Raw genomic sequence first — 14,143 nt, forward strand, 5'->3', positions numbered from 1 at the left:
GTACGACGACTCAGCGGACGACGGCCACGCCGGCGTCCGACCACTCCCGGCGGACGAGGGCGAGCTGGTCGGGCGAGACCGCGGCCGTCAGGCCCTCGAGCACCCGCACCGTGAAGCCCTCGCGGGCGGCGTCGAGGGCCGTGGCCCGGACGCAGTGGTCGGTCGCGATGCCGCAGACGTCGACGGCGTCCACCCCTGCCGCGCGCAGCCAGTCGGCCAGCCGCGCGCCCGACGCCGAAGCCCCCTCGAAGCCCGAGTAGGCCGCCTCGTACTCGCCCTTGAAGAAGGTCTCGGCGAACATGCCGGGCTCCAGGGGAGCGTGCAGCTGCTCGCCGTCGGTGCCGACGACGCAGTGCCGCGGCCACGAGTCGACGAAGTCGGGCGTCTCGGAGAAGTGGCTGCCGGGGTCGATGTGGTGGTCGCGGGTCGCGACGACCGTCTCGTAGGTGCCCGAGGCGATGAGCTCGGCGACGTCGGCGGCGACCTGCGCGCCGCCCGTGACGGCCAGCGAGCCGCCCTCGCAGAAGTCGTTCTGCACGTCGACGACGATGAGTGCGGTGGTCATGGGGTCTCCTGCTCGTAGACCGTGTCGAGGACGGGATCGCCCTTCGACAGCTGGCGCGCGGCGGCCGGCAGCTCGGCGAGGGCCGACTGCAGCCGGGCGCGGGCGGCCTCGAGCGTGTCGTGGTGGACGCGCTCGCCGTCGCGCACCAGCTCGACCAGCAACGGGCGGTCGTCCGAGTCGGAGTGGGGGGCCGATCCGATGCCGATGACCTCAGCCTGGGCGCGTCCGTGGACGTCGAGCCGGCGCACCGCGTGCTTGCGGCCGCCCACCGACACCTTGTCGGCGCTCTTCTTGGCGACCGACACCATCGTGCCGTCGTCATCGGCCCGCGACACGAGCTTGTAGACGAAGCCGCTGGTGGGCACGCCCGATCCCGTGACCAGCGACGTGCCGACGCCGTAGCCGTCGACGGGCGCCACCGCGAGCGCCGCGATCGCGTGCTCGTCGAGATCGCTCGTGACGGTGATGCGCGTCGACGTGGCACCGAGGTCGTCGAGCTGCTGGCGGACCGACCGCGCCAGCGACACGAGATCGCCGGAGTCGAGTCGCACGCCGCCCAGCTCGGGGCCGGCGAGGTCGACCGCGGTGCGGATCGCCTCGGGGATGTCGTACGTGTCGACCAGCAGCGTCGTGCCGGGTCCGAGCGACGCGATCTGCGCCTCGAACGCAGCGCGCTCGGTGTCGTGCAGCAGCGTGAACGAGTGGGCGCTCGTGCCGGTCGTCGGGATGCCGTGCGTGCGCCCGGCCTCCAGGTTGGAGGTGGCCGAGAATCCCGCGACGTAGGCGGCGCGGGCTGCGGCCACGGCGGACGCCTCGTGGGTGCGGCGCGAGCCCATCTCGATGCACGGCCGGTCTCCCGCGGCGGTGACCATGCGCGAGGCGGCGGTGGCGATCGCCGAGTCGTGGTTGAGGATCGAGAGCAGCACCGTCTCGAGCACGACGCACTCCGCGAACGTCCCCTCGACGACCACGACGGGCGACTGCGGGAAGTAGATCTCGCCGTCGGGGTAGCCCCAGATGCTGCCGGAGAACCGGAAGTCGGCCAGCCAGGCGAGGGTCTCGGCGTCGACGACGTCGGCGTCGCGGAGCCAGGCCAGCTCGTCCTCGCCGAATCGGAAGTCGGCCACCGCGTCGAGGGCCCGCCCGATGCCGGCGACGACACCGTAGCGGCGTCCGCCCGACAGTCGGCGCGCGAACAGCTCGAACACCGAGTGACGATCGGCGGTGCCGGCGCGCAACGTCGCCTGCAGCATCGTGAGCTCGTAGCGGTCGGTCAGCAGCGCGGTGCTCCGGGTGGCAGTCACCCGTCCAGCCTAGGTGTTCATGTCGGCCTCGGCCGGGGACGGGGCGCGGCCGTTGGCGACGTCAGGCACCTGCGTCACAATGGAGTCGTGAGCACCCCGACCCCCGTCGAGATCGCCGAGCCCGACGTCTCCAGCGTCGTCGAGCTCGAGGACCCGTGGGTCACGATCGTCTGGAACGACCCCGTCAACCTGATGTCGTACGTCGCCTACGTGTTCCGCAACTACTTCGGCTACACCGACGAGAAGGCGCACGAGCTGATGCTGCAGGTGCACGAGGACGGCAAGGCCGTCGTCTCCAGCGGACGGCGCGAGCAGATGGAACGTCACGTGCAGGCGATGCACGAGTACGGCCTCTGGGCGACCCTCGAACGGCAGGACGCCTAGTGAAGCCCTTCAAGAAGCGGCGGCGTGGGGGCATCTCGGCGACGTTCGAGGTGGGGGAGGCGCACCTGCTGGCCAATCTCGCCGGTCAGGTCGTCGAGCTGCTGCGCGACCGCAACGGCGCCGAGGAGTCCGACGCCGATCCGCTCGCCGCACAGCTCGGCATGGGCGGTCCGTCGCTGCCCCCCGAGGACCCGGTGCTCCAGCGGCTGCTCCCCGATGCGTACCGCGACGATCCCGAGGACGCGGGTGAGTTCCGCCGGTTCACGGAGCGCTCGCTGACGTCCGCCAAGGTGCTCAACGCCGAGACGCTGATCGGGTCGCTCGTCGACGGCGGCCTGACCTTCGGCGACCTGCCGGACGACCTGATGGGCGGCGACGGCGACCCCGTCGAGGTCGAGCTCGACGCCGACGAGGTGCAGGCGTGGCTGCGGGCGCTCACCGATGTGCGGCTGTCGCTGGCGGTGCGGCTCGGCATCGAGACCGACGAGGACACGTTCCTCGTCAGCCAGTCCGAGGACGACGCGATCGCGGCGATGTCCGACATCTTCGACTGGCTCGGCTACGTGCAGGAGACCCTGGTCGCCGCTCTCGACTGAGGTCGTCGGGACGCCCGTGTCTCACGGGACGGGGCGCGCAGGGGCGAGGCCGCATCAGGCCGATAAACTCGGGGCGTGTTGACCATCGACCGGGCCACGCATGACGCGATCATCGCCCATGCCCGCCGTGACCATCCCGACGAGGCCTGCGGCGTCGTCGCGGGACCCATCGGCTCCGACGCCCCGGCGCGCCTCGTCCCGATGCTCAACGCGGCGATGTCGCCGACGTTCTACGAGTTCGACTCCGGCGACCTCCTGAAGCTCTACCGCGACATGGACGACCGCGACGAGGAGCCCGTCGTGATCTACCACTCACACACCTCCACCGAGGCGTATCCGTCGCGCACCGACATCAACCTGGCGGGCGAGCCGGGTGCTCACTACGTGCTCGTCTCGACTCGCGACGGGGCGCACGAGAGCGGCCCCGTCGACTTCCGGTCGTACCGGATCGTCGACGGCGAGGTCACCGAGGAAGAAGTTCGGGTCGTCGAGAGTTATGCAGACGGCACCGGCACCCCCACCGTCGACCCAGTCACCGTCGACCCAGTCACCGTCGACCCAGTCACCCAAGAGAAGGCAGAACACTGATGGCCATCGAGGTCCGCATCCCCACCATCCTGCGCACGTACACGGGCGGTGAGCGCGTCGTCGAGGGCACCGGGTCGACGGTCACCGAGGTGATCGACCAGCTCGAGGCCGATCACGCCGGCATCAAGGAGCGCCTGATCGAGAACGGCGAGGCCCGCCGCTTCGTCAACATCTACGTCAACGACGAGGACATCCGGTTCACCGGCAACCTCCAGACGCCGGTCGCCGACGGCGACACCGTCGTCATCCTGCCGGCCGTCGCCGGCGGCTCCGCAGCGGTCTGATCGGACGCCCGTGCGCTTCGACTCCCTGATCGACTCGGTCGGCCGGACGCCCCTCGTGGGCCTGCCGACCCTGTCGCCGTCCCCGGACGTCCGGCTGTGGGCCAAGCTCGAGGACCAGAACCCGACGGGCTCGATCAAGGACCGCGCGGCGCTGAGCATGATCCTGCGCGCCGAGAAGGAGGGCCGCTTGCAGCCGGGTGCGACGATCCTCGAGCCCACGAGCGGCAACACCGGCATCTCGCTGGCGATGGTGGCTCGCCAGCGCGGCTACCGCATCATCTGCGTCATGCCCGAGAACACGTCGATCGAGCGCACGCAGCTGCTGACGATGTGGGGCGCGGAGATCATCCCGTCGCCGGCGGCGGGCGGTTCCAACGAGGCCGTGCGCGTCGCCAAGGGGCTCGCGGCCGAGCACCCCGACTGGGTCATGCTCTACCAGTACGGCAACCCCGCCAACGCCGATGCGCACTACGAGGGCACGGGCCCCGAGATCCTCGCCGACCTGCCCGAGGTGACGCACTTCGTCGCCGGGCTCGGCACGACCGGCACGCTCATGGGGGCCGGACGCTTCTTCCGCGAGCACAAGCCCGAGGTGCGCATCGTGGCCGCCGAGCCACGATACGGCGAGCTGGTCTATGGCCTGCGCAACCTTGACGAGGGCTTCATCCCCGAGCTGTACGACGCGTCGATGATCGACTCGAGGTTCTCGGTCGGTCCGCGTGACGCGGTGCGCCGGGTGCGCGAGCTGGTCGAGCAGGAGGGCATCTTCGCCGGCATCTCGACGGGTGCGATCCTGCACGCCGCGCTCGCCCAGGCCGCCAAGTGCGTCAAGGACGGCGAGAAGGCCGACATCGTCTTCATCGTCTGCGACGGCGGCTGGAAGTACCTCTCCACGGGTGCGTACGAGGGCACGCTCGACGAGGCCGAGGACAAGCTCGACGGCCAGCTCTGGGCGTAGCGGTCCGCGTAGGGTCGACACATGTCCATCCGTCTGGCCTCGCTCGACGACGCCCCCGCGATCGCCTCGCTGCTGACGGCCAACCGTGACTTCCTCGCGCCATGGGAGCCGTTGCGCGACGAGAGCTGGTTCACGGCGGATGGCCAGCGCGCAGCGATCGCCGCGGTACTGGCCCATCACGAGGCCGGGACGTCCGCGCCGTACGTCGTCCTCGACGATGACGATGCCGTCGTCGGCCGGATGACGTTGAGCGGCATCGTGCGGGGAGCGCTGCAGTCGGCGTCGCTCGGCTACTGGGTCGCCGAGCACGCCAACGGCCGTGGACTGGCGACGGCCGCGGTGCGCGACATCGTGCGCAGCGCCTTCGACGACCTCGGGCTGCACCGCGTCCAGGCCGACACCCTGCTGCACAACGTCGCGTCGCAGCGGGTGTTGGGGCGGGTCGGGTTCATCCAGTACGGCGTCGCGCCGTCGTACCTGCGCATCGCGGGTCGCTGGCAGGACTGCGCGATGTGGCAGCTGCTGGCCGACGAGTGAAGCGTCTTCGCGCTCAACCCGCCCGGTCCATGACGCCCGCGCGGTGCTTCATCCACGGCATCCCGTGACGATCGAGAGCGGTGAGGAAAGACGCGGCGACGGTCGCGACGTCCGTCGCCGGATCGACGGTCCACCAGTCGTCGACGTCGTGCACAGATGCCAGCATCCCCAGCCGAACTTGTGCGGAGGCCCGTTCATCCTCGGCTCCCGGCTGAGGGCACAGCGACGCGATCGTCGGCGCGGTGCCCGAATGGTGCCAGGTCGAGCGCGAGACCACGAGAAGGTTCGCAGTGAACCGGACGTGGTACCGGTCGCTGAAGGCCGATTTCTGCAGCTCCAGCAGCGACCAGGTGGTCGCTGACGGCAGGACGTACCGTCCGGCAGATCCCTTGAAGCCTCGCTGGCGCAGCGCAGGACTCAGGTGCCCGTTGACGAGCTCCCTGTAATGATCCTGCATCGACGCCCCTGCCATCGGCCTCCTCGTCCATACTGAACCATGGCATGGCTCAAGCGGTGGCATCCGAGAAACATCAGTAACACCACGCTCGTGATCGTCATCGTCCTGATCATGGTCGTCGTCGCTGCTGTTCTCTTCGCGCTCTCGCCGGACGCCAGCGATTCATGCGACCAAGTCGGTCGACTTGCCTGCATCGATGGTGACTGAGCACCGTTCCACGATGCGACTTTCTGAGCTCCTGAGCCGATCGACCTATTGCCGCAGGTGTCCGAGGTCTCGTCCCGGCAGGACGGGTGGGGGAGTGGAGCGGTACTCGTGGCCGGTGGGGGTGCGCCAGGTGGTGATCTTGCCGTCGCCGGTGACCTGCCAGCCGGGCTGGTGCTTCAGGGTGTGGGAGCGCTTGCAGAGGCCTTGGCCGTTGTCGGCGGTGGTCTGGCCGCCGTGCTGGTAGTCGACGATGTGGTCGTCGTCGCGGATGCTGAGGTCGCATCCTGGTTGGCGGCAGCGGCGGTCGCGGGTGCGGATGTGGGCGCTGGTGGTGCGGTCGAAGCGGCGGCGGCGTGACTCCCGGACGAGCAGGCTGCCGTCGACGGGGTCGATGAGGAGTCGCCGCACGGACGCGGTGCGGGCTCGGGCGATGATCTCGTCGGCGACGTCGGGGCTGATGGGTCCGAAGCCGACGAGGTCGACGGGGGTGTCGCCGCCGGCGAGGAGCGTCTCGGCGTCGAGGACGAGCTGGATCTCGACGTCGGCTTCGTCGGCGTAGGCCAGTCCGGTGACCCTCTCGACCAGCGTCTGGCCCATGATGCGGCCGCGGGTGCGGGGGTCGCCGGTCGATCGTAGGCCGGTGGCCCAGTCGTCGAGGGTCTTGTAGGCGGCGAGGATCTCCTCGGCCGGGCCTCGCACGTGCAGTGTCGCGACGCCGTCGGATTCGGGGGTCATGGTGACGCGGGCGTCGGCGCGGTTGCGGCGGGCTCGTTCGTGCGCGGCTTCGGCGTCGAGGCCGATCACGATCCGGGCTGCGCACTGGCGGGCCTGGACGGTGGTCATCCCGGCGATCTTGGCGGCGATCTCTGCGTCGGCGACGATGCCGTCGTCGACGTGCAGGGACCGGGTCTCGATGGCCACGGCGCGGGCGGTGGCCTCGCTGATGATGCCGTCGCGGAACAGGGTGAACACCTGTGGCATCCGGGCCATGCCCATGGCGAGCTCGATCTGGTTGCCCGCGGCGGTGGGCCCGATCGTGCGGGCCATCGAGATCTCACCGATGACCGAGAGCACGGGGTCGCCTGATCCGGCCATCATGGCGAATCGTTCGTCGATCAGCGCGGCGATCTGCGTGGCCTGCTCGGCCTGTGCTGCGCGGATGATGCGGTCGAGCTCGCGGACCGCGTCGACGCGCGCCGCGCCGCACTCGTGGGCCGGCTCGCCGGAGAAGTCGAAACCACGCACGTGTGCCAGGACGGCGTCGGTGGGAGCGGTCTCGAACATGACTCCAACCTACGGGTCGCCACCGACACTTTTCTCCCGCGACCGGAGTGAATTCCACACCCCAACACGGAGCAGGTCAGGCACCCCAGTCAGCCGGTTTCGTGGCCTTGCCGTCGAGCCACAGCTCGTCCTTCTCGTCACCGTGCGGCCCCGGCCTGCCCACATGCTTCGGGTCGATCTTCGGGCCCTTCTTGATGACGTGCACGAGGGCCATGCCATGGCCGCGGCCCAGGCCGTAGTCGTCCTTGAGCCACTCGAGGATGACCCCGGCCTTGGTAGCGGGATCGTCGAAGCCCTTCGCATGAGCCTCCTCGACGAGCTGGCGGGGAGTGAGGCCGGTCTTGTCCTCGATCGTGTCGAGGTAGGCCTGGAACGACATGCGGACTCCTGTGTGCAGACGGGTCGGTCCATCAGTTGTATCGCGTGGCGGGGGAGTCCACTACCCTCATGGGCGTGAGCCAGATCGTGGTCTTCTCCGGAAGCGCGCACCGCCCCCTCGCCGAGAAGATCTGCTCCGAGCTCGGGCAGCCCCTCTCCGCGTCCGACACCATGCGGTTCAGCAACGACTGCCTGCAGGTGCAGCTGCTGGCCAACTGCCGCAAGAAGGACGTCTTCATCATCCAGCCGCTGGTCCCGCCGACGCAGGACCACCTGATGGAGCTGCTGCTGATGATCGACGCGGCGCGCGGTGCCAGTGCCGACTCGGTCACCGCGGTCATCCCGCACTACGCGTATGCCCGGTCCGACAAGAAGGACGCCTCGCGCATCTCGATCGGCGGACGTCTCGTGGCCGACATGCTGACGACCGCGGGGGCCGACCGCGTCGTCACGATGACGCTGCACGCCCCGCAGGTGCACGGCTTCTTCAGCGTCCCGGTCGATCACCTGACCGCGATCGGCGAGATCGCCGACCACTACCGCAGCCGCGACCTGTCGAACACCGTCGTGGTGTCGCCAGACCTCGGCAACGCCAAGACCGCCTCGCTGTTCGCCCGACTGCTCGGCGTTCCCGTCGCAGCCGGCAGCAAGCAGCGCCAGGCCGACGACAAGGTCGTCATCGACGCGATCGTCGGCGACGTCGCCGGCAAGAAGGCCATCGTGCTCGACGACGAGATCGCGACTGGCGGATCGATCATCGAGCTCATGAACAAGCTGCAGGAGGAGGGGTGCGCCGAGGCCTCGGTCGCGTGCACCCACGGCCTGTTCACGGGCAACGCCGTCGAGCGCCTGCGCACCCACCCCGCCATCACCGAGGTCGTCACGACCGACACCGTCCCGCCGCCAGCCGACTGGCCCGAGCTGCAGGTCCGCTCGGTGGCCGGACTGTTCGCCGAGGCGATCGCCCGCATCCACGCGGGGGAGTCGGTGTCGTCGCTGTTCGACGGCGTCGACCCCGCGCACGCGCCCCCGCAGCCCAAGCTCCCGCTCTGACCCCGACACCCGTGTGATCTGCGCGGGTTCACCACCACGTGCTCCGTCCCGCCACGTAGGGTCGTGCCTTGTGGACGCACCCATCGGCATCTTCGACTCAGGCTTCGGCGGCCTCACGGTGGCGCGTGCCGTCCTCGACCAGCTGCCGCACGAGCCGGTGCTCTACCTCGGCGACACCGCCCGGCAGCCGTATGGTCCCAAGCCGATCTCCGAGGTGCGCGAGTACGCCCTCGAGTGCCTCGACCACCTCGTGGCCCAGGGCGTCAAGGCCCTGGTCATCGCGTGCAACTCCGCGAGCGCCGCGGTGCTGCGCGACGCCCGCGAGCGGTACGACGTCCCGGTCGTCGAGGTCATCGTGCCGGCCACCCGTCGAGCCGTCAGCGCGACCCGCAACGGCGTCGTCGGCGTCATCTGCACCCAGGCGACGGCGACGTCCCGCGCGTACGACGACGCCTTCGCCGCGAACCCCGGCATCACGCTCCACACCCGGGCCTGTCCCGCCTTCGTCGACCTCGTCGAGCAGGGCGTCACGAGCGGCCCCGAGCTGCTGGCGGCCGCCGAGGAGTACCTCCGACCGCTGATCGACCTGCAGGTCGACACGCTGGTGCTCGGGTGCACGCACTACCCGCTGCTGACCGGCGTACTCTCCTACGTCATGGGTGACGGCGTCACGCTCGTGTCGAGCGCGGAGGAGACCGCGAAGGACGTCTACGGGCTCCTCGTGCGCGACGGCCTCGAGCGCGACCGCTCGCTGCCGGCACCGCGTCATCGCTTCCTGACGACGGGACGTCCCGACGAGTTCGCCCAGCTCGGACGCCGCTTCCTGGGGCCCGAGATCGTCTCGGCGGAGCAGTTCTCGTGGGTGGGGGCACTGTGAAGCTCACGGTCGTCGGCTGCGCCGGGTCGTTCGCCGGCCCCGACTCGTCCGCCAGCTGCTACCTCGTGGAGGCACCCTTCGAGGGTCGCACCTACCGACTGCTGATCGATCTCGGCAGCGGCGCGTTCGGCCCGCTGCAGCGGCACAGCACGATCCGCGACATCGACGCGATCGCGCTGTCGCACCTGCACGCCGATCACTGCTTCGACATGTCGGGCTTCTACGTCGTCAGCCGCTACCACCCCGAAGGCGCGTTCGACCAGATCCCCGTGCACGCTCCGGAGGGTGCCGGTGACTTCCTCGTCGCCGCCTACGGCGAGGAGGAGCGTGCCGGCATGGTCCAGCAGTTCGCGTTCGCGCCGTGGCAGGACGGCGGCACGGTGCAGCTCGGCCCGTTCACCGTGACGTCCGTGCTGGTCAACCACCCCGTGCCGGCCTATGCGATGCGCATCGCGACCGACACCCACGTGCTGGCCTACTCCGGCGACACGGGTCCGACCGATGCGCTCGACGATCTCGTCGACGGCGTCGACCTGTTCCTGTGCGAGGCGTCGTTCGTCGAGTCGGGCGACAACCCGCCCAACCTGCACCTGACGGGGGCCGAAGCCGGCCACTACGCGACGGTCGGGGCGGTCGGACGCCTGCTGGTCACGCACATCCCCACCTGGACCGACCGCGACGAGGTCGCGTCGGACGTCCGGACGACGTGGGACGGGCCGTTCGACATCGTCACGGCCGGGGCGACGTACGAGCTCTGAGCCGGCCGATAGGCTCGCGGCATGACCCGTGAAGACGGCCGCGCCGCCGACGAGCTCCGCCCCGTGACCATCACCCGCAACTGGCTCGACCACGCCCAGGGCTCCTGCCTGATCGAGTTCGGCAAGACCAAGGTGCTGTGCGCCGCGAGCGCCAGCGAGGGCGTGCCGCGCTGGCGCAAGGGATCGGGACTCGGCTGGGTCACAGCCGAGTACGCGATGCTGCCGCAGGCGACGCACGACCGCTCGGCCCGTGAGTCCGTCAAGGGACGCATCGGTGGCCGCACGCACGAGATCTCGCGTCTGGTGGGCCGTTCGCTGCGCATGGCGATCGACTACAAGGCGCTCGGCGAGAACACCATCACGATCGACTGCGACGTGCTGCAGGCCGATGGCGGCACCCGCACCGCCGCGATCACGGGCGCCTACGTGGCCCTGCACGACGCGGTCGAGCACCTGCGCGCCAAGGGCGCCCTGGTGGGTGAGCCGCTCGTCGAGTCGGTCGCCGCGATCAGCGTCGGCATCATCGACGGCGTGCCGCTGCTCGACCTGCCCTACGTCGAGGACGTCCGCGCCGAGACCGACATGAACGTCGTCATGACCGGCTCGGGCAAGTTCGTCGAGGTGCAGGGCACCGCCGAGGGCGCGCCCTTCGACAAGGCCGAGCTCGACGCCCTGCTCGAGCTCGCCGCCAAGGGTTGCGTCGACCTGACCCGCCTGCAGACCGAGGCGCTGGGGCTGTGACGGCAGGCCCCCGCGTCGTCCTGGCGTCCAACAACGCCAAGAAGCTCGCCGAGCTGCGCCGCATCCTCGAGCCGCTCGTGCCGGGCGTCGAGGTGCTGGGGCTCGCCGACTTCCCGACGTACGACGAGCCGGCCGAGACCGAGCCGACGTTCGAGGGCAATGCCCTGATCAAGGCGCGCGCGTGTCTCGCGGTGACGGGGCTGCCGTCGCTCGCCGACGACTCCGGGCTGTGCGTCGACGCCCTCAACGGCATGCCTGGCGTGCTGTCGGCCCGGTGGTCTGGCGTGCCCAAGAGCGAGGGCGGCGACGCGGCCAACAATCGGCTGCTGCTGAACCAGCTGTCCGAGGTGCCCGCCGAGCGGCGCACCGCGCAGTTCCGGTGCGTCATGGCGCTCTGCACCCCCGACGGCGGCGAGATCGTGCAGGCCGGCGAGATGCCCGGTCGGGTCCTGGCCGCCGAGCACGGCGGCGGAGGGTTCGGCTACGACCCGCTGTTCGCCGCCGACGGGTACGACGTGTCGACGGCCGAGCTGCCGCCGGCCGAGAAGGACTGCATCAGCCACCGCGGCAAGGCGCTCGTCGCGATGGCACCCGCGATCGTCGTTGCTCTGACCTGACGGACCGGGAGGCTAGCGCGGCAGCGCGGGCTGCTCGAGGGCCCTGATGACGCGTCGTGCGATCGCGAGGCTGCCGTCACGGTTGGGGTGCACCCCGTCGACGACGCGATCGGCGGTCAGGGCCCCGCGCATGCTGACGAACTGCAGGCCGTGCGTGCGGGCCTCGTCGCGGATGATGCCCGTGACCCGCACGCCCTCGGCGCGGTCGAGCGGCCCCCACGGGGGCGCCAGCACCACGATGCGGGTCGAGGTGGGCAGGTAGGTCGTGAGCACGCCCAGGTAGGTGCTGACGGCGTGCCGCAGCTCGGCGTCAGTCGACGGGACGAAGGTGCCGTCGACGCAGCGCGCCCAGTCGTTGCGCCCGCCCTCGACGATCAGGATCGACGGGGCGCGGCCCGTGAAGGCGTCCGGACGGTCGATGAAGCGGTTGCCGGTGCAGACGTGCCCGGGACGCAGGTAGCCCGAGCCCGACTGCGCGTAGGTGCGGACGTCGGCGTCGAAACGACGTCCGGTGACGCTCCACCAGCCCTGGTCGGGACTGCCGGGCTCGTCGTCGTAGCGGGCGGTGATCGAGTCGCCGACCACGACGATGCCGTGCGGCGCGAGCGTCGAGACGGGCCGCGAGCCGTTGCCCTGTGCGCCCTGCCAGGCCACGAAGGGGCCGATCGTCAAGGCGATCACGAGCGCGACGAGGAGCGATCTGCGAGCAGACCTGCGAGGTGTCGTCATGGTGCTTCTTTCCGTCCCGAGAGCAGCACCATACGTCCGCGGCCGGTCGGTTCCGCAGCGAACTCGCGATCGTGACCCAGATGTCGCACGAAATGGTCCGAACGGACTACGCGTACACCGCCGAGGCCGACCGGCAGGTCAGCCGGGCAGCGCGAAGCCCTGCTGCCGCCACGCCTCGAAGACCGCGACGGAGGCGGTGTTGGCGAGGTTCATGGAGCGCAGCCCCGGCAGCATCGGCAGACGGACGCGGGCCGTGACCCGGGAGTCGTCGAGCACCTCGGCGGGCAGGCCCGTCGGCTCGGCCCCGAACATCAGGACGTCGCCGGGTTCGTAGGCGATGTCGGTGTAGAGCTCGTCGCCCTTCGCGGTGAACGCGAAGACCCGGCACGGCGCGAGCGCTGCAAGAGCCGTGTCGAGATCGGGGTGCACCGTCATGACGGCGAGGTCGTGGTAGTCGAGCCCCGCACGTTTGAGCTTGGCCTCGCTCAGGTCGAAGCCCAGCGGCTCGACGAGGTGCAGCTCGGTGCCGGTGACGGCGGCCAGGCGGATCGCGGCACCGGTGTTGCCGGCGATGCGTGGCTCGTGGAACAGGATGCGGAACATCAGCGGTGCCTCCCGGTCGAGGGTGACAGGACGACGTGGACGACGAGCCCGGCGATCAGGGCCCAGAAGGCCGATCCGATGCCGAGCACCGTGATGCCCGACGCGGCGACGAGGAACGTGATGACCGCGGCCTCGCGTCCCGTCCGCTCCGACACCGCCCCCTCGAGGGCGGCGGCCAGGGTGCCGAGGAGTGCCAGACCGGCAACCGTCGCGATGACGCCGACGGGCGCGACGGCGACGAGCGCGGCCAGGGCGGCCGAGGCGATCGCGAGCACGACGTACGTCCAGCCGCCCGACTGCGCGGCGATCCAGCGCTTCTTCGGATCGGGACCCGCAGGCGGCCCGCCGGCGAGCGCCGCGCTGATCGCCGCCAGGTTGACGGTGTGCCCACCGGCACCGGCGCCCAGCATCGTCGCGACGCCCGAGGTGACGAGCGAGCTGCGCCACGGCACGTCGTAGCCGAGCGACTTCATGATCGCGAAGCCCGGCACGTTCTGCGACGCCATCGTCACGACGTACAGGGGCAGCGCGATGCCGATCAGCGCAGCCCAGCTCCACTCCGGCACCGTCAGCGACAGCCGCGGGACCAGGTCGCCGAGGGCGATCGTGGTGCCCATGCGGACCATGTCGACGCCGATCACGACGCCCGCGGCCACGAATGCCGCGGGGGCGGCCCAGCGCGGGAAGAACCGCACCCCCGCGAGCCACACGACGACGACCGGCAGGATGCCCCACGGATCGTCGGTCAGGGTCGTGATGGGTGCCAGGCACAGCTCGAGCAGGACGCCGGCCAGCATCGCCTGCGCGATGGGTGCCGGGATCAGACCGATGAGCCGTCCGAGTGCGGGCCACAGACCGGTCAGGACGTAGGCGGCACCCGCCGCGACGAAGGCACCCACCGCGACGGGCCAGCCTCCGTCGAGGGGAGCCGTCCCGGCGAGCAGCGCCGCGCCGGGCGTCGACCACGCCAGCACCAGTGGGATGCGGTGGCGGCGGCTGAGCCACACCATGCCGACCGCCTGCGTCAGGCACAGCGCCAGCAGGCCGGACGCCGCCTGGGCGGGGGTCGCGCCCACCGAGCGCAGCCCGGTCAGGACGACCGCGAAGGTGCTGGTGTAGCCGACCAGGACCGCGATGATGCCCGCGCTGATCGGCTGCTGCAAGCCGCCGGGTTCGTGGCCGCCGGCCGCCTGCTGCTCCATGACCTCACACCCTATGGCACC

At 70.6% G+C, this 14,143-nt stretch carries 20 protein-coding genes; 12 read left to right on the forward strand and 8 right to left on the reverse strand.

Annotation, left to right across the window (positions count from 1 at the left end; translation table 11 throughout):
* Positions 1-10: 10 nt before the first annotated feature.
* Together JOF40_RS11580 and JOF40_RS11585 are read right to left on the reverse strand one after the other, a co-directional pair.
* The gene (locus tag JOF40_RS11580; protein WP_129185108.1) at positions 11-565 is read right to left on the reverse strand and encodes an isochorismatase family protein; all 555 of its coding nucleotides are present in this window, start codon (positions 563-565) and stop codon (positions 11-13) included.
* Positions 562-1,869 (reverse strand): nicotinate phosphoribosyltransferase, encoded by a 1,308-nt coding sequence (locus JOF40_RS11585; protein ID WP_129185107.1) that lies wholly within the window; start codon positions 1,867-1,869, stop codon positions 562-564. Before JOF40_RS11585 ends, JOF40_RS11580 begins: the two co-directional genes overlap by 4 nt.
* 87 nt (positions 1,870-1,956) lie before the next feature.
* On the opposite strand from JOF40_RS11585, the gene clpS reads away from it, so the two are divergent.
* From clpS to JOF40_RS11615, 6 genes are all read left to right on the forward strand, one after another.
* The gene (gene clpS / locus JOF40_RS11590) at positions 1,957-2,253 is read left to right on the forward strand and encodes an ATP-dependent Clp protease adapter ClpS (RefSeq protein ID WP_129185106.1); all 297 of its coding nucleotides are present in this window, start codon (positions 1,957-1,959) and stop codon (positions 2,251-2,253) included.
* Positions 2,253-2,849 (forward strand): DUF2017 domain-containing protein, encoded by a 597-nt coding sequence (locus JOF40_RS11595; protein ID WP_129185105.1) that lies wholly within the window; start codon positions 2,253-2,255, stop codon positions 2,847-2,849. Before clpS ends, JOF40_RS11595 begins: the two co-directional genes overlap by 1 nt.
* 75 nt (positions 2,850-2,924) lie before the next feature.
* Positions 2,925-3,437: a M67 family metallopeptidase gene (locus JOF40_RS11600; protein ID WP_188111913.1), complete on the forward strand. Its 513-nt coding sequence runs from the start codon at positions 2,925-2,927 to the stop codon at positions 3,435-3,437.
* Entirely contained in the window at positions 3,437-3,721 is a 285-nt protein-coding gene (locus JOF40_RS11605) for a MoaD family protein (protein WP_129185104.1), read from the forward strand. Before JOF40_RS11600 ends, JOF40_RS11605 begins: the two co-directional genes overlap by 1 nt.
* Before the next feature lie 10 nt (positions 3,722-3,731).
* Positions 3,732-4,679, forward strand: coding sequence for a PLP-dependent cysteine synthase family protein (locus JOF40_RS11610; protein ID WP_129185103.1), 948 nt, complete (start codon positions 3,732-3,734; stop codon positions 4,677-4,679).
* Between the two features lie 21 nt (positions 4,680-4,700).
* Entirely contained in the window at positions 4,701-5,216 is a 516-nt protein-coding gene (locus JOF40_RS11615) for a GNAT family N-acetyltransferase (protein ID WP_129185102.1), read from the forward strand.
* Positions 5,217-5,229: 13 nt separating this feature from the next.
* Here JOF40_RS11615 and JOF40_RS11620 read toward each other — a convergent pair whose 3' ends face one another.
* Complete coding sequence (locus JOF40_RS11620; RefSeq protein WP_209674553.1) at positions 5,230-5,673, reverse strand: DUF4304 domain-containing protein; 444 nt, start codon at positions 5,671-5,673, stop codon at positions 5,230-5,232.
* Positions 5,674-5,712: 39 nt separating this feature from the next.
* On the opposite strand from JOF40_RS11620, the gene JOF40_RS11625 reads away from it, so the two are divergent.
* Positions 5,713-5,880, forward strand: a complete 168-nt coding sequence (locus JOF40_RS11625; protein WP_188111915.1) for a hypothetical protein — start codon at positions 5,713-5,715, stop codon at positions 5,878-5,880.
* 45 nt (positions 5,881-5,925) lie between these two features.
* Here JOF40_RS11625 and JOF40_RS11630 read toward each other — a convergent pair whose 3' ends face one another.
* Both JOF40_RS11630 and JOF40_RS11635 read right to left on the reverse strand, forming a co-directional pair.
* Entirely contained in the window at positions 5,926-7,164 is a 1,239-nt protein-coding gene (locus tag JOF40_RS11630; RefSeq protein ID WP_129185100.1) for an HNH endonuclease signature motif containing protein, read from the reverse strand.
* 76 nt (positions 7,165-7,240) lie between these two features.
* The gene (locus JOF40_RS11635; protein ID WP_129185099.1) at positions 7,241-7,543 is read right to left on the reverse strand and encodes a DUF4287 domain-containing protein; all 303 of its coding nucleotides are present in this window, start codon (positions 7,541-7,543) and stop codon (positions 7,241-7,243) included.
* A gap of 74 nt (positions 7,544-7,617) precedes the next feature.
* Here JOF40_RS11635 and JOF40_RS11640 point away from each other — a divergent pair, with 74 nt between their 5' ends.
* From JOF40_RS11640 to JOF40_RS11660, 5 genes are all read left to right on the forward strand, one after another.
* Positions 7,618-8,595 carry a ribose-phosphate diphosphokinase gene (locus tag JOF40_RS11640; RefSeq protein ID WP_129185098.1) on the forward strand — a complete coding sequence of 326 codons (978 nt, stop codon included), beginning with the start codon at positions 7,618-7,620 and terminating at the stop codon, positions 8,593-8,595.
* A 70-nt stretch (positions 8,596-8,665) separates the two neighbouring features.
* Positions 8,666-9,472, forward strand: a complete 807-nt coding sequence (murI, locus tag JOF40_RS11645) for a glutamate racemase (protein ID WP_246152968.1) — start codon at positions 8,666-8,668, stop codon at positions 9,470-9,472.
* Positions 9,469-10,230: an MBL fold metallo-hydrolase gene (locus tag JOF40_RS11650; RefSeq protein ID WP_129185096.1), complete on the forward strand. Its 762-nt coding sequence runs from the start codon at positions 9,469-9,471 to the stop codon at positions 10,228-10,230. The genes murI and JOF40_RS11650 overlap by 4 nt, the downstream gene beginning before the upstream one ends.
* 21 nt (positions 10,231-10,251) lie before the next feature.
* Complete coding sequence (gene rph, locus JOF40_RS11655) at positions 10,252-10,971, forward strand: ribonuclease PH (protein WP_129185095.1); 720 nt, start codon at positions 10,252-10,254, stop codon at positions 10,969-10,971.
* Entirely contained in the window at positions 10,968-11,588 is a 621-nt protein-coding gene (locus JOF40_RS11660) for a non-canonical purine NTP pyrophosphatase (protein WP_129185094.1), read from the forward strand. Before rph ends, JOF40_RS11660 begins: the two co-directional genes overlap by 4 nt.
* Before the next feature lie 12 nt (positions 11,589-11,600).
* Here JOF40_RS11660 and JOF40_RS11665 read toward each other — a convergent pair whose 3' ends face one another.
* From JOF40_RS11665 to JOF40_RS11675, 3 genes are all read right to left on the reverse strand, one after another.
* On the reverse strand, positions 11,601-12,317 hold the full coding sequence (locus JOF40_RS11665) for an SGNH/GDSL hydrolase family protein (RefSeq protein ID WP_129185093.1): 717 nt from the start codon (positions 12,315-12,317) through the stop codon (positions 11,601-11,603).
* Between the two features lie 138 nt (positions 12,318-12,455).
* Positions 12,456-12,920 carry a tRNA (cytidine(34)-2'-O)-methyltransferase gene (locus JOF40_RS11670; protein ID WP_129185092.1) on the reverse strand — a complete coding sequence of 155 codons (465 nt, stop codon included), beginning with the start codon at positions 12,918-12,920 and terminating at the stop codon, positions 12,456-12,458.
* Positions 12,920-14,122, reverse strand: coding sequence for a benzoate/H(+) symporter BenE family transporter (locus tag JOF40_RS11675; RefSeq protein WP_129185091.1), 1,203 nt, complete (start codon positions 14,120-14,122; stop codon positions 12,920-12,922). The genes JOF40_RS11670 and JOF40_RS11675 overlap by 1 nt, the downstream gene beginning before the upstream one ends.
* Positions 14,123-14,143 lie beyond the last annotated feature (21 nt).

It is taken from the genome of Aeromicrobium fastidiosum (genome assembly GCF_017876595.1).
Lineage (GTDB): Bacteria > Actinomycetota > Actinomycetes > Propionibacteriales > Nocardioidaceae > Aeromicrobium > Aeromicrobium fastidiosum.

Coding starts and splice junctions, on each gene's coding strand:
- JOF40_RS11580 (WP_129185108.1), bottom strand. CDS start 565: ATGACCACCGCACTCATCGTCGTCGACGTGCAGAACGACTTCTGCGAG.
- JOF40_RS11605 (WP_129185104.1), top strand. CDS start 3,437: ATGGCCATCGAGGTCCGCATCCCCACCATCCTGCGCACGTACACGGGC.
- JOF40_RS11615 (WP_129185102.1), top strand. CDS start 4,701: ATGTCCATCCGTCTGGCCTCGCTCGACGACGCCCCCGCGATCGCCTCG.
- JOF40_RS11620 (WP_209674553.1), bottom strand. CDS start 5,673: ATGCAGGATCATTACAGGGAGCTCGTCAACGGGCACCTGAGTCCTGCG.
- JOF40_RS11625 (WP_188111915.1), top strand. CDS start 5,713: ATGGCATGGCTCAAGCGGTGGCATCCGAGAAACATCAGTAACACCACG.
- JOF40_RS11630 (WP_129185100.1), bottom strand. CDS start 7,164: ATGTTCGAGACCGCTCCCACCGACGCCGTCCTGGCACACGTGCGTGGT.
- JOF40_RS11635 (WP_129185099.1), bottom strand. CDS start 7,543: ATGTCGTTCCAGGCCTACCTCGACACGATCGAGGACAAGACCGGCCTC.
- rph (WP_129185095.1), top strand. CDS start 10,252: ATGACCCGTGAAGACGGCCGCGCCGCCGACGAGCTCCGCCCCGTGACC.
- JOF40_RS11665 (WP_129185093.1), bottom strand. CDS start 12,317: ATGACGACACCTCGCAGGTCTGCTCGCAGATCGCTCCTCGTCGCGCTC.
- JOF40_RS11670 (WP_129185092.1), bottom strand. CDS start 12,920: ATGTTCCGCATCCTGTTCCACGAGCCACGCATCGCCGGCAACACCGGT.
- JOF40_RS11675 (WP_129185091.1), bottom strand. CDS start 14,122: ATGGAGCAGCAGGCGGCCGGCGGCCACGAACCCGGCGGCTTGCAGCAG.